At 58.9% G+C, this 14,097-nt stretch carries 11 protein-coding genes and 1 tRNA gene; 7 read left to right on the top strand and 5 right to left on the bottom strand.

The features are described 5' to 3' along the window. Positions 1-87 precede the first annotated feature (87 nt). Entirely contained in the window at positions 88-1,293 is a 1,206-nt protein-coding gene (gene traF / locus APT89_RS01665; protein ID WP_060571659.1) for a conjugal transfer protein TraF, read from the bottom strand. A 550-nt stretch (positions 1,294-1,843) separates the two neighbouring features. Here traF and mtfA point away from each other — a divergent pair. Next, positions 1,844-2,641: a DgsA anti-repressor MtfA gene (gene mtfA, locus APT89_RS01660; protein ID WP_041909219.1), complete on the top strand. Its 798-nt coding sequence runs from the start codon at positions 1,844-1,846 to the stop codon at positions 2,639-2,641. Here the strand turns inward: mtfA and APT89_RS01655 are convergent. Then, positions 2,638-3,849 (bottom strand): MFS transporter, encoded by a 1,212-nt coding sequence (locus tag APT89_RS01655; RefSeq protein WP_060571658.1) that lies wholly within the window; start codon positions 3,847-3,849, stop codon positions 2,638-2,640. The two genes, mtfA and APT89_RS01655, sit on opposite strands and share 4 nt — an antisense overlap. A 138-nt stretch (positions 3,850-3,987) precedes the next feature. On the opposite strand from APT89_RS01655, the gene APT89_RS01650 reads away from it, so the two are divergent. From APT89_RS01650 to APT89_RS01625, 6 genes are all read left to right on the top strand, one after another. Next, complete coding sequence (locus APT89_RS01650; RefSeq protein WP_060571657.1) at positions 3,988-5,730, top strand: IucA/IucC family protein; 1,743 nt, start codon at positions 3,988-3,990, stop codon at positions 5,728-5,730. After that, on the top strand, positions 5,730-6,677 hold the full coding sequence (locus tag APT89_RS01645) for a GNAT family N-acetyltransferase (RefSeq protein ID WP_060571656.1): 948 nt from the start codon (positions 5,730-5,732) through the stop codon (positions 6,675-6,677). The genes APT89_RS01650 and APT89_RS01645 overlap by 1 nt, the downstream gene beginning before the upstream one ends. Beyond that, positions 6,674-8,416 carry an IucA/IucC family protein gene (gene iucC, locus APT89_RS01640; RefSeq protein WP_060571655.1) on the top strand — a complete coding sequence of 581 codons (1,743 nt, stop codon included), beginning with the start codon at positions 6,674-6,676 and terminating at the stop codon, positions 8,414-8,416. Before APT89_RS01645 ends, iucC begins: the two co-directional genes overlap by 4 nt. Next, positions 8,413-9,738, top strand: coding sequence for a lysine N(6)-hydroxylase/L-ornithine N(5)-oxygenase family protein (locus APT89_RS01635; RefSeq protein ID WP_060571654.1), 1,326 nt, complete (start codon positions 8,413-8,415; stop codon positions 9,736-9,738). Before iucC ends, APT89_RS01635 begins: the two co-directional genes overlap by 4 nt. Before the next feature lie 26 nt (positions 9,739-9,764). Beyond that, complete coding sequence (locus APT89_RS01630; RefSeq protein ID WP_060571653.1) at positions 9,765-11,954, top strand: TonB-dependent siderophore receptor; 2,190 nt, start codon at positions 9,765-9,767, stop codon at positions 11,952-11,954. A 164-nt stretch (positions 11,955-12,118) separates the two neighbouring features. Then, positions 12,119-12,194 (top strand) — tRNA-Asn (locus APT89_RS01625). Positions 12,195-12,248: 54 nt separating this feature from the next. On the opposite strand, the gene APT89_RS01620 is transcribed toward APT89_RS01625, so the two are convergent. The 3 genes from APT89_RS01620 to APT89_RS01610 form a co-directional block, all read right to left on the bottom strand. After that, positions 12,249-12,581, bottom strand: coding sequence for a type II toxin-antitoxin system PemK/MazF family toxin (locus APT89_RS01620; protein ID WP_045629798.1), 333 nt, complete (start codon positions 12,579-12,581; stop codon positions 12,249-12,251). Beyond that, positions 12,582-12,839, bottom strand: coding sequence for an AbrB/MazE/SpoVT family DNA-binding domain-containing protein (locus APT89_RS01615; RefSeq protein WP_041909206.1), 258 nt, complete (start codon positions 12,837-12,839; stop codon positions 12,582-12,584). It abuts the gene before it with no gap. A gap of 276 nt (positions 12,840-13,115) precedes the next feature. Further along, a complete protein-coding gene (locus APT89_RS01610; protein WP_045629799.1) occupies positions 13,116-14,075 on the bottom strand; it encodes a quinone oxidoreductase family protein in 960 nt (319 codons plus the stop codon). Between the last annotated feature and the right edge of the window lie 22 nt (positions 14,076-14,097).

The raw sequence follows: 14,097 nt of genomic DNA, 5'->3' as shown, positions 1-14,097 counted from the left end.
CTGCCCCGGACGGCTTAACGTGTTCAACAGGTATAGAAAAAGACCCCTTACGTGCTGAAGGGGTCTTTCTTCATATCCTGACGGTGTTCAGAAACGGAACGTAAACTGCGCAATACCGCCAAGGGTACGGGTTCGTCCTGCCATTGCCGTTAAATCAAACTGCATTGATTCCCCGGCTGAAAGGCCCACCCCACCCGTCACAATGCGGTGATCGTTACCGCGCATGTCCACGCGATATCCAGCCCGTAGCTGCATCCAGTCGGTGGCCCGGAATTCGCCACCAAACGCCGCATACTGGTTTTTATCCGCATACTGGAAATCACTCACGGGTGTCAGATCGATATCGGTACTCAGGGTAACACGTTCTGTCGTCCATGCTGTCCCTGCCGTAACCTGAGGGCGAATGATAAACGCGGGCTGATAGCCGTTAATTTCCCGCGTTTTCACTTTATTCTCGAAGAGATTTTGTGCAGAGAGCGCAACCATCCACTCGGGAGTCAATGCGGCAAAAAAACCCGCATCAATATTGGCGCTCATGGTCTGGTGCTGCCAGTTCCCGTCACGCAGATCGGAAGAGTCATAATTATTGATGGCGACGTTATAATTCCAGGTTTCAATGCGCTGGATCTTCGGTGTGATCCCCACCCCGACCAGGGTGTCGCCAATCGAAAATGGATGGGCAATGGAAACACCGTATTCCGTCACCAGGGCCGCCATACCTTCCGCGCGAGACGTTAATTTATCAAGATCGTCTTTGCCCGGAATGATGGTGCCATTCGCCACACCGTCCAGATAATCCAGGTCAGCCTGGCTGATTAACGCACGCGCATGGCCTTTGGCCCAGCTGTTCACGGACAGCGCGATCGGAAGAGAATCATTCGGCACCGCCAGCATCATACTCAAACCGAGGTTCGCATTGGCCTTTTCGCCAGCGAGCCCGGAAACGACCTCCGCCAGTTTACCTGCCGCCTCCGCTTCGTTACCGCTGCCAAGGGCGTTTTCCAGATTATCCCACGCCGTGGTGACGTCATCGAACCCGTCAATCAGGTTTGCCGAATCGCTGGCCTGCGCGCCAATCGACGGCGCAATCAGGCTTAAACGATCTTCTCCGCGCGAGGTGGCAAGCAATGCCGGATTGGTTAAGGGAGCCGCACCAAAGTGCGCAGACGCCACGCCTACGCCCCCCATCGCGGTGCTACGGGCATCGAACCCATTTGTCGATGCGCTGGCGTAAGGCGCCAACACAACAACCCCTGCAGTAATCAGATAATATGTGCGTAATTTATATTTCATCATTCCGGATAGCATATTTATGCCCAGGTGCTGGGCTAGTGGAGTAATAACCTAATTGCTATGGTAGCAATGAGTTCATTATTTCAATTTTGAAATAATGCATCACTAGTGCGCGCTCATTACCGTAATGAAATATTGCCTTCCCGTGGAGGTTCTCCCCAGAGAATATAAGGTGCTTAAGCAATCCCAGCATTTTGCTGACAAGCAGATCTCCGCATTGGAAAAAACGCAATTCGCTTATTCATTTTTTGCTTTTCCACTTATTTGACTCGACGGATTAAAGTGACTTCGGCGGAAGGCGCATTTTCTGAAATTTTTATCTTTGACGATGCCAACAGGACAGGGCTGCGCATACCCGATCTTGCCTATGGGAGTTTTGTCACTGAAACAAAACGGCATAAATGTTTGAATAGCGGCCAGGAGAGGGGCCTGGAACGTGCGGAACATTCCCCTCTGCTCCGTTTTATTGTTGCCTTCATGCCGGGTTCTTTGGCATGTTAACAGCACATCACCTTTCCATTTTGTTCACGTGCGAGTAACGAGCAAAGCGATGATTAAGTGGCCCTGGAAAACGAACGAAGCTGGTCGAAATATGGCGCTGCCCTGGGATGAGGCGCTGGCGATCCCCGTGCTGGCGAATCTCTTGCCTGAAGAGCAATCAAAGCTGGTTCAACTGGCCGAGCGTTTTTTGCAGCAAAAACGCCTGGTGCCGCTGCAGGGGTTCGAGCTGGATCCGCTGAAAAATACGCGCATCGCCCTGCTTTTCTGCCTGCCGGTGCTGGAGCTCGGCATTGAGTGGCTGGACGGTTTTCATGAAGTGCTGATTTATCCTGCACCGTTCGTCGTCGATGACGAGTGGGAGGATGATATCGGGCTGGTACACAACCAGCGGGTGGTGCAGTCCGGGCAAAGCTGGCAGCAGGGGCCAATTATCCTCAACTGGCTCGACATTCAGGACTCGTTCGACGCCTCAGGCTTTAATCTGATTATTCACGAGGTGGCGCATAAGCTTGATACCCGCAACGGCGATCGCGCCAGCGGCGTGCCTTTTATTCCGCTACGTGAAGTCGCAGGATGGGAGCACGATCTGCACGCGGCGATGGATAACATCCAGGATGAGATAGACCTGGTGGGCGAAAGCGCGGCCAGCATTGATGCCTATGCGGCAACTGACCCCGCCGAGTGCTTTGCGGTGCTCTCGGAGTACTTCTTCAGCGCCCCCGAACTCTTCGCGCCCCGTTTCCCGGCGCTGTGGCAGCGTTTCAGCCAGTTTTATCAGCAGGATCCGCTCCAGCGCCTGCGGCAAAATGAGGGCGCTGGCGGCCCTTCACCCCACCACGTCCATTAATTTTTTTCGACAGGGGTACGCTCGGTTAACCGTACCCCGATGCTCAGCGCTAAAAACAGCGCTGCCACGCCAAAGGCCGCCGTCGTTAAATAGTGTTCGCCGAAAATGCGCGTCACAACGGGCACCAGCAGCGCGCTGACGCCATAGCCCAGCGTGTGGCTGGTCGCAATAGCGCCCGCCCCCTTCCCCGTGGTCAGGCGATCGTTCAGCAGCAGCTGATAGCCCGGCGTTGCCATTGCCGCGCCGAGCGAAGTGATAGCAATCCCCACGTAGAACAGCGCCAGTTCGGCGATACACATTAGCGCCAGCCCAGCCACCATCAGCACCGCCGCCATGCAAAGCAGGGTCAGCGGGCTGAAATGCTGCGGACGAACCACCAGGAACTGCGCCGCGAGCGTAGCCAGCGCGGCCAGGCTCAGCAGGAGCGCAACATGATGGCTGATATCCCGGGCGTTGCCGTCCAGCAAGGGGCTGAGGTGCGGTGACAGGCCGAGCTGCATCAGGCTCACCAGCGCCGCCAGCAGCATCGCCAGCAGCAGGAACGGCAGCATGGACATCTGCAGACGGGTCGCCTGATGTGCCACCGGCGGCAGCGGCGGATCCGCCACTTCGCGCAGCACCAGCAGCAGAGCGATTAACGGCGCGATCGCCATCAGCCAGAGCGGCGCGACCGGGTTAACGCTGAGCATCAGCGCCGCCAGCGGAGGCCCCAGCAGGCGGCCGCAGCTGAGGCCGGAACTGATGGTTGCCAGCGCCGCCATGCGTTTATCCAGGCCCGTACGCTGAATGGCCCACGTCTGCGCGGCAGGCACCATGCCCGACACCGTCAGGCCATACAGCAGACGCGAGAGGATCAGCCCCGCCAGCCCCCAGGTGCTTTCCAGCCTCCCTGCCGCCATCGCCCACACCACCAGCGCCATGACGCCAAAGCTGGCGAGATAGCCGCTGAGAGAGGCCACCATAACGACCTTACAGCCGCGGCGCTCGCTCTGGCGTCCCCACCAGGGGGACGCGGGTAAAAAAAGCATGGAGCCGAACATCAGCAGCCCGGCCCAGACCGAGAGTGAAAATCCGGTCAGGGTCACCAGCTGCGGAAGCATGACCAGCAAACCGTTTTGCCCGATGCCCAGCAGGCCCGCGCAGAGCGCCAGGGGCCAGTTGGCTTTGGAGGTGATGCTTTCGGTCAACGTTTCAGAATCAGCGCGCATGAGAATGTGAACATAGTGTCAATAAATGTGTGGAAATTATGAAGTTAATGAAAACAAATATTGCAAAAATAGTTGCGACTGTAAACAGAATGAATATCATAACGAGAATTATTATCAGTCATGGAATGAGGTACATCTATGCGTGCTCTGCCCCGCTCTGCCGGTACAGACGTTGCAGCCCAGTGTTTTTTAAACGCCCTGTTACGCGAAACGAAGGACTGGCGCTATCTCCCCGCAGCTGCAGCGGATGAGTTAGCGCACATTCATATTCCACTCTCTTCCTCCCAGGCCCTTCGGGTTCCGGTACGCTATTTCTCCCCAACCCAGCACCATCAGTACCGTTTCCCGGCAACGCTTATTCAGAGCGATAGCGACAGTGGTGACGCCGTCACTTTCACTCAACTGATTGATTTAATTCTTGAAAAACCCTCAGTAAAAGGCTCACTGGATGCCGATACGCTGACGCGTTTTAAACAGCGCGCGCTGGAAAGCCATACCCATACCTGGCAGGCGATTGATTTGCGTCACGGCTGGGCAACGCTACGCGACAAGCCGCTGACGTTTGCCGAAGCGGAACAGGCGCTGCTGGTGGGCCACGCGTTTCACCCTGCGCCAAAATCCCACGAGCCGTTCAACGAAACCGAGGCGCGCCGGTATCTGCCGGATTTCGGCTCCCGCTTCCCGCTGCGCTGGTTTGCCGTAGAGAGCACGCTCGTTGCCGGCGACAGCCTGAACGTATCTCTGCGCGAGCGTCTGCTGCGCTTCGCCGCCCAGAGCGCGCCCGTTCTGCTCGGCCACTTCACCGACACCCGCTGGCTGCTGCCGATGCATCCGTGGCAGGCCGACTATCTGCTGGAGCAGGACTGGTGTCAGCGTCTGGCGGCAAACGGTTCATTACAGGACCTTGGTGAAGCGGGCGCACAGTGGCTGCCCACCAGCTCCTCACGCTCGTTGTACAGCGAAACCAACAGCGACATGATCAAATTCTCCCTCAGCGTGCGCCTGACCAACTCCGTGCGCACGCTGTCGGTCAAAGAGGTTAAGCGCGGTATCCGCCTGGCGCGGCTGGCGAAAACAGAACGCTGGCAAGATTTACAGGCCCGCTACCCGACCATGCGCGTGATGCAGGAAGACGGCTGGGCGGGACTGCGTGATGAAAGCGGCGTCGTTCAGGAAGAGAGCCTGATGGCCCTGCGCGTTAACCTGCTGTTCGATACGCCAGACACCCAGACCAACGTGCTGGTCAGCCTGACCCAGGCCGCGCCTGACGGCGGTGACAGCCTGCTGGCCGCAGCGGTGCGCCGTCTTAGCCAGCGTCTGGATTTACCGCTCGCCCAGGCCGCCCGCTGCTGGCTGGACGCCTACTGCGACCGCGTGTTGCTTCCGCTGTTCAGCGCCGAGGCGGACTACGGTCTGGTGCTGCTGGCACACCAGCAAAATATCCTCGTTGAGATGCAGCAGGATTTCCCCGTCGGGCTGATCTACCGCGACTGCCAGGGCAGCGCCTGGACCGAAGGGGCCGACGCGTGGCTGAAAGAGGCGGGCGAAACCGACGTGGAAAACCGCTTCGGTGAAAGCCAGCTGCTGCGCTACTTCCCTTATTACCTGCTGCTGAACTCCACCCTTGCGGTCACCGCCGCTCTCGCCGCCGCCGGTTTCGACAGCGAAGAGCACCTGATGTCCCGCGTGCGTGACGCGCTGGCCGGGCTGCGCACGACGGCGAAGCAGACCCGCTGCCTCGACTACGTGCTCGACAGCCCGACCTGGAACTGCAAAGGCAACTTCTTCTGCTACCTGCACGATCGCAATGAGAACACCATCGTCGATCCGGCGGTGATCTATTTCGACTTTAGCAACCCGTTTTACAAGGAGAAGGCGTGATGGCCATCGCGAATATCGTCCATTCCGGCTACGGCTTTCGCTGCACCGCAACGGAACAAAATCTGCCGCTGACGCTGGGTCTTGACGGCAGCGCGGTGCTGGAGCGTCTTACCGGGATCCCGGACGGCTGGCTGGTGGAAGCCCTCGATCAGCTGTTTGTTGCCGCGCCGGCCCTGACCGGCATTACCCTGCCGTGGGCGGACTGGCAGGATGAACCCCAGGCGCAGGCGCTGTTTAGCCAGGCCCACGGGGATTATCTGGCGCGAGAAACCTTCTGGCAGCTGCCGCTGTGGCTGCAAGGCGAACGTCCGCAGGCAAGCGGCGGGATGCAGTTTGATGAGAGCCGCCAGCTGTACTTCCCGCTGCGTCCTCGTCGCCCGCAGGGCGAGGTGTATCGCCGTTACGATCCGCAAATCAAGCGCACTTTGAGCTTCCGCGTGGCGGACGTGGCGCTGGACGGCGAGCGTTTCACTCAATGGATGAATAACCCGCGCGTGAACGCCTTCTGGGAGATGGCGGGCCCGCAGGCCGAGCAGGAAAACTACCTGCGCCGCCAGCTTGACTCGACCTACTGCTACCCGGTTATCGGCTGCTTCGACGACCAGCCGTTTGGCTATTTTGAACTCTACTGGGCGGCAGAAGACCGCATTGGCCGCCACTACCGCTGGCAGCCGTTTGACCGCGGGCTGCACATGCTGGTGGGCGAAGAAAACTGGCGCGGCGCGCAGTACATCCGCAGCTGGCTGCGCGGCCTGAGCCACTATCTGTATCTCGATGAACCGCGCACCGCGCGCATCGTGGCCGAGCCGCGCTTCGACAACCAGCGCCTGTTCCGCCATCTGGCCTCCGCCGGTTTCGACACGGTGAAAGAGTTCGACTTCCCGCACAAGCGCTCGCGCCTCATCATGAGCCAGCGTCACCGCTTCTTCAGCGAGGTGGGCCTGTGAACGCGCTCTGGCAGAAAGTGAACCGCGAGATGGTGGGGAAGATCCTCGCGGAGCTGGAATACGAACGCACCCTGCGCGCTGAGCCCGTTTCATCGGACGGCTGGCGCATCGCTATGGGCGCCGAGTGCTGGCAGTTTCGCGCCGCGCGCGGGATCTGGGGCTGGCTGCATATCGACCCGGACAGCCTGACCACCGCCAGCGGCGCCGCCGTGGAAGCGGAAAGCGCGCTGCTGCAGCTGGCGACGGTGCTGGAGATGAGCGACGCGCAAACGGCGGAGCACATGGAAGATCTCTACGCCACGCTGCGCGGCGACATGCAGCTGCTGCAGGCGCGTGAAGCGCTGGACGCGGACGCGCTGATCCACCTCGACCCGGACGAATTACAGTGTCTGATGAGCGGCCACCCGAAGTTTATTTTCAACAAAGGCCGCCGCGGCTGGGGTCTGGACGCGCTGCGCCAGTACGCGCCGGAATACCGCGGGCGCTTCCGCCTGCACTGGGTCGCCGTCCAGCGTGAACATCTGGTCTGGAGCAGCGACGCCGATTGCGACACTCACGCTCTGCTGGCCAGCACCATGGACGATGCCGAGCGCGCCCGGTTTGACGCTCGCTGGCAGGCGCTGGGTCTCGACGACGGCTGGCTGCCCGTGCCGCTGCACCCGTGGCAGTGGCAGCAAAAAATTGCCATTCATTTTCTTGCGCAGCTGGCGCGCGGTGAAATGGTTGAGCTGGGCGAGTTTGGCGATGAGTATCTTGCCCAGCAGTCCCTGCGCACGCTCACCAACGCCAGCCGCCGCGCGCCGTATGACATCAAGCTGCCGCTGACCATCTACAACACCTCCTGCTATCGCGGCATTCCGGGCAAGTATATTGCCGCTGGGCCTCTGGCTTCGCGCTGGCTGCAGCAGCAGTTCGCCGCTGACGCCACGCTGATCCGCTCTGGCGCGCAGGTGCTGGGCGAACCCGCCGCCGGGTATCTGTCGCATCCGGGCTACGCGGCGCTGCCGAAAGCGCCCTACCGCTACCAGGAGATGCTGGGCGTGATCTGGCGCGAGAACCCATCCTGCTATTTACAGGACGGCGAACAGGCGGTGCTGATGGCGGCGCTAATGGAAACCGACAACGCCGGACGTCCGCTGATCGACGCGTGGATCACGCGCTCGGGGTTAAGCGCCGACGCGTGGCTGGAAAAGCTGTTTGAGGCAACGGTGATCCCGTTCTACCACCTGCTCTGCCGCTACGGCGTGGCGCTGATTGCCCACGGCCAGAACGTGACGCTGGTGATGAAGGACTACGTCCCGCAGCGCATCCTGCTGAAGGATTTCCAGGGCGATATGCGCCTGGTGGACGAGGATTTCCCACAGGCGCAGAGCCTGCCGGAGCAGGTAAAAGCGGTGACGGCGCGCCTGAGCGCGGATTACATCATTCACGACCTGCAGACCGGCAACTTTGTGACGGTGCTGCGCTTTATTTCGCGCCTCACGCTGCAAAGCGGCGTGAGCGAAAACCGCTTCTATCAGATCCTCGTCGGGGTGCTGCACCGCTATATGGCCGCGCACCCGGAGCTTGCGGAGCGCTTTGCGAAATTCGATCTGTTTAAGCCGCAGATTATTCGCGTGATCCTCAACCCGGTCAAACTGACCTTCTCCGAACACGACGGCGGCAGCCGCATGCTGCCGAACTACGTTACCGATCTTGATAACCCTCTTTTTCTGGCCTCCCGGGAGTCCGCGCAATGAAAACCTATGATTTCATCGGCATTGGTATTGGCCCGTTTAACCTCAGCGTCGCCGCCCTCGCAGAAGGTCTGGACGGCTTTAGCTCGCTGTTCCTTGAGCGTAAACCGCACTTCTCATGGCACCCGGGCATGATGGTGCCGGACTGCCACATGCAGACCAGCTTCCTGAAGGATCTGGTCAGCGCCGTGGAGCCGACCAACCGCCACAGCTTCCTGAACTACCTGGTGCAGCGCAAAAAGTTCTACCGCTTCCTGACCACCGAGCAGCGCACCGTCTCCCGCGAAGAGTTTGCGGACTACCTGTGCTGGGCGGCGGACAACCTCACCAACCTCGCCTTCAGCCAGCAGGTTCAGCAGGTGAGCTTTGATGAGCAACGCGGTCTGTTTGAGGTCGTGACCCAGCGTGACCGCTTCCTCGCGCGCCACGTCTGTGTGGGGATTGGCAAACAGATCAACCTGCCTGACTGCGTCACGGTGCAGGACGATACCTGCTTCCACGCCAGCGAGATGATGCTGCGCACGCCGGATCTCGCGGGTAAGCGCGTTACCGTCGTCGGCGGCGGCCAGAGCGGGGCCGACCTGTTCCTGAATATCTTCCGTGGAGAGTGGGGCCAGCCGCTGAGCCTGAACTGGGTCTCGCGCCGCAACAACTACAACGCGCTGGATGAAGCCGCCTTTGCTAACGAGTATTTCACGCCGGAGTATGTGGACAGCTTCTCCACGCTCGGTGAAGAGGCGCGTCGTCAGATGCTGCACGAGCAGAAGATGACCTCCGACGGCATCACCACCGAGTCACTGCTGGCGATTTACCGCGCCATGTACCACCGCTTCGAAGTGCTGCGTGAAAAACCCTGGGCGCACCTGATGCCGTCCCGCTCGGTGACAACCCTGACGCGTCAGGAAACCGGACATCGCCTGAGCATTCAGCATCACCTCGACGGCGGCCACGAGCAGCTGGAGAGCGACGTGGTGATTTTCGCCACCGGCTACCGCGCCGTGCAGCCCGCGTTCCTTGCGCCGCTGTCTCACCGCCTGCATCTGGATGCGGACGAAGCGTTCTGCATTAACAACGATTTCACCCTCGAATGGGACGGTCCGCAGAGCAACCGCCTGTTCGCCGTGAACGCCGGGATGCACCGTCTCGGCATTGCCGAACCCCAGCTCAGCCTGATGGCCTGGCGCGCGGCGCGAATTCTGAATCGCGCACATGCCGACGAGCCGTTTGAACTGGCCACCACCCCTGGCGTTATCCACTGGCGGAGCACCACCAGCCCGGAGAGCAGCCAGGTTTTTAAATCGTTAGCAAAAACCACTGAGTACTGACACACACAATCAGGATCAACATAACAATGAAACGTTCTCATCTTTGGGTTTTAAATCCTTGCTTGCTTGCAATGCTTTCTACCTCTGCGTGGGCGGAAGAACAAAAGGAAGAAAATATCGTGGTCTCTGCCAGCCGCGCGCACCGCAGCGTGGCCGAGATGGCGCAGACCACCTGGGTCATTGAACGCTCTGAGATCGAGCAGCAGGTTCAGGGCGGGAAAGAGATTAAAGAGGTGCTGGCGCAGCTGATCCCGGGTATGGACGTCAGCAGCCAGGGGCGTACCAATTACGGCATGAACCTGCGCGGCCGCTCCATGATGGTGATGGTGGACGGCGTACGCCTGAACTCGTCCCGCAGCGACAGCCGCCAGCTCGACTCCATCGACCCGTTCAACATTGACCGCATCGAAGTCATCTCCGGCGCCACGTCACTGTACGGCGGCGGCAGCACCGGCGGCCTGGTGAACATCGTCACCAAAAAGGGCCAGCCGGAGACCGAAGTTGAGTTCCAGACCGGAGCAAAAAGCGGGTTTAACAGCCACAATGACCACGATGAGAACGTGTCGGCTGCGGTCAGCGGCGGCAACGACAACGCCTCCGGTCGTCTGTCGGTGTCGTATCAGCGCTACGGCGGCTGGTATGACGGCAACGGCGACGAGGTGATCATCGACAACACCCAGACCGGCCTACAGTATTCCGACCGTATTGATGTGATGGGAACAGGCACTCTCAACATCGACGATCACCAGCAGCTGCAGCTCACTACCCAGTACTACAAGAGCGAATCCGACGGCAAGCATGGGCTGCATCTCGGGAAGAACTTCTCGGCGGTAACGGGCGATGCCACCGCGTACAACAAGGATAATCTCGACTCTGACCGCGTGCCGGGCACCGAGCGCCATCTGATTAACCTGCAGTACTCTAATACTGATTTCTGGGGCCAGGATCTGGTCGCGCAGATTTACTACCGTGACGAGAGCCTGACCTACTACCCGTTCCCGACCCTGACCAAAGGCGTGGTGAGCAGCATCGGCGCGTCGCAGCAGAAAACCGATTTTTACGGCGGCAAGCTGACGCTGAACAGCAAGCCGGTGGACGATTTGACGCTGACCTGGGGTGTCGATGCCGACCACGAAACGTTCGATGCCAACCAGCAGTTCTTTGACCTGAGCAAAGCGGCGGCGAGCGGCGGCATGGAGCTGGACAACGCCTACAACGTGGGCCGTTATCCGGGCTACAGCATCACCAATCTCGCTCCGTTCCTGCAGGCGAGCTATGACATTGACGCCATCACCCTGAGCGGCGGCGTGCGCTACCAGTACACCGAAAACAAGGTGGATGATTTTGTTGGCTACGCCCAGCAGCAAGCCATCGCCACCGGGAAAGCCACCTCCGCCGACGCGGTGCCGGGCGGGAAAACCGATTACAACAACTTCCTGTTTAACGCCGGGATCCTCGGTCGTCTGACCGAACAGCAGCAACTGTGGTTTAACTTTTCCCAGGGCTTTGAAATTCCTGACCTGGCGAAGTACTACGGCTCCGGCACCTACCAACTCAGCAACGGCCACTATCGCCTGCTGAACAGCGTGAACGTCAACGACTCAACGCTGGACGGCATCAAGGTCAACGCCTACGAGCTGGGCTGGCGCTTCACAGGTGACAACCTGCGCACGCAGGTCGCGGCGTATTACTCGCTCTCGGATAAAACCATCACCATCAACAAGACAGATATGACCATCAACCTGGAAGACGACAAGCGTCGTATCTACGGGATTGAAGGCCAGGTGGACTATTTCTTCACCGACAGCGACTGGAGCACCGGCGCGAACTTTAACGCCATCAAGTCTGAAACCCGTGAAAACGGGAAGTGGGAGAAGCTGACGGTCGACAGCGCCAGCCCGTCGAAAGCCAGCGCATGGGTGAACTGGGCGCCGGGCGACTGGACCCTGCGCGTGCAGAGCACGCAGACCTTTGACGTGTCTGACGCTGACGGCAAGAAGATCGATGGCTATAACACGGTCGACTTCCTGGGCAGCTACGCCCTGCCGGTGGGGAAAGTCAGCTTCAGCGTGGAAAACCTGCTGGACAAAGACTACACCACCGCCTGGGGCCAGCGCGCGCCGGGGCTGTATAGCCCAACCTACGGTGCACCGGGCCTGTACACCTATAAAGGCCGCGGACGGACGTTTGGTCTGAACTACTCCGTGCTGTTCTGATCCTTCGCGCCGCCTGCGGGCGGCGCATTTCGTTGCGTAATTTCAACGCGAATTTGCTATAAAATCAGCGATTTGCTGAAATAGTCGGCAAACGAACAAAAAGCGCGTTTTCACCCTTTGACAAGGCGTACCGAGGTCGATAATATGCGCCTCGTTCACACGATTCCTCTGTAGTTCAGTCGGTAGAACGGCGGACTGTTAATCCGTATGTCACTGGTTCGAGTCCAGTCAGAGGAGCCAAATTTGAAAAGCCTGCTTTTAAAGCAGGCTTTTTGCTTTTCTGCGTCTCTGATGCTAACTCAGAATTGCATCCAGCCTGGCAAGCACTTCATTTATAACAGCATCAGGTATGCGTTCCAGCCGCATGCCGTTTCGGGCAGCCATATCAATAGTTCTGGGCTGGTCGCAGCGAATAACACCCATCGTTTTTGTCCCCGCCCCTTCCAGTGAAACGGTGAAACCTGCCGTGCGAGCAAAGTTACCGCCGCTGGTGACGGGAACCACTACCGGTAGCCGGGTCAGCTTGTTAAACGATGCCTTCGACACGACGAGTACCGGACGTTTTCCACTTTGCTCGTGGCCTGCAATCGGATCCAGTGAAACAAGCCAGATTTCCCCTCTGTCCATTTACAGGATCTCCTTGCCCACCGCAGGCGCATCAATCCATTCCCGATCCTCTTCACTCATTTCAGCGTGCGGATCGCACTGCGCCAGCAGCTCCTCAAGCGAATAATGAGGCCGTTTTTGGGGTTCAATGATCAGGCAGCCATTGTTAATGGTCATGCCGACTTCGCTGTCCGTCGACAGCTCCAGCGTTTTCAACACGGCGGGAGGAACCGCCAACATGATGGATCCGCCGACCTTTTTCAGGCGAGTTTTATACATAGCGCACCTCCTAATATTATATTTTAATATAACATTTATGCCAGGAGATGCGCAGTTATTCATCAGATTCATGGTGATTTCCTTTTCGTAATTAAGTGGGCAGAGAGCCGTTATCCATCGAAGGGCAGCGCTGGTGGGAACGAATTGCGTCACTAAGAAGGCTGATAATAAAAAACTGTTTTTACGGTTAAAAGAATTATGGCGGATCGGATAAACGAAATGCGAGGCGGCTTCCGCATCGGGAGCATTGTGGGGGCAAGGCTAAGGTCAACCCCATCATGGCTTCATAACAATACGGCCAAGCGGTTTCGCTGTCTCGGCGTATTCATGGGCCGCGGCGGCGTCAGCCAGGGGGAAGATGCGGTCAATGACAACCCTGATGCGCCCTGCCGCTACAGCCTGCAACATCTCGTCCACGCTTGCCCGAACCTCGGGCCTTTCAAAAAGGGGGCCCATGAATACCCCCATAAGCGTCTGGTTAGACTGCATTGCCGGCCATAAGTCGGCTGTCAGGCTGCCACCGCCCGCATTACCGACGAAAACGAGACGCCCTTCCGGCGCGAGTGCAGAAAGCGACGCAGGCAACGTCGTCCCTACCGGATCGATGACGAGGTTAACACCGGTGCCACGAGTGACCTGTCGGACACTCTCCACGACGTTATTCTCTACACGATCCACAACATGATCGGCCCCCAGTTCCAGCAACCGGTTTTTTCGCTGCGTTCCGCTTGCCACGGCGATGACCGTCGCGCCAGCTTGTGAGGCAAGCTGAACGGCCGCGAGCCCCACGCCACCCGCTGCTGCCTGAATCAGAACGGTTTCTCCGTGCCGGAGCATGCCTCGTGTGAAGAGGCAGTGATATGCTGTTCCAAAGGAGATCGGTACCACCGCCGCTTCTGCTGCATCCACTCCGTCTGCTATAAGCCAGGTTCGTTCCGCAGGCACAGCCCAACGTTCCGCATGCGATCCCTGCATGCTAAAAGCAGTCACTCTGTCTCCAACCTTGCGGCTACGGACTTTCGACCCGACGGCAACCACCGTCCCCGCGGCCGCGTAGCCAACGATCCATGAAGGAAAAGGCGGCGGAGTTGAACGTCGGTTGATCAGATCTCCCCCTTCAATCGAGATAGCCTCGACAGAAATCAGCACATCGTCAGGCCCTGCGACCGGATCCGGAACATCGACATACTGCAGGACGCCGGGAGCGCCTTCCACGTCATAAACCGCTGCCTTCATAAATTTTCCTCTGACTTGCCTT

This window comes from Enterobacter sp. 50588862, from assembly GCF_001462935.1.
GTDB classification, from domain to species: Bacteria; Pseudomonadota; Gammaproteobacteria; order Enterobacterales; family Enterobacteriaceae; genus Enterobacter; species Enterobacter bugandensis.
The sequence above is the reverse complement of the archived record's forward strand: the minus strand, read 5'-3'. Positions and strand labels throughout refer to the sequence as shown.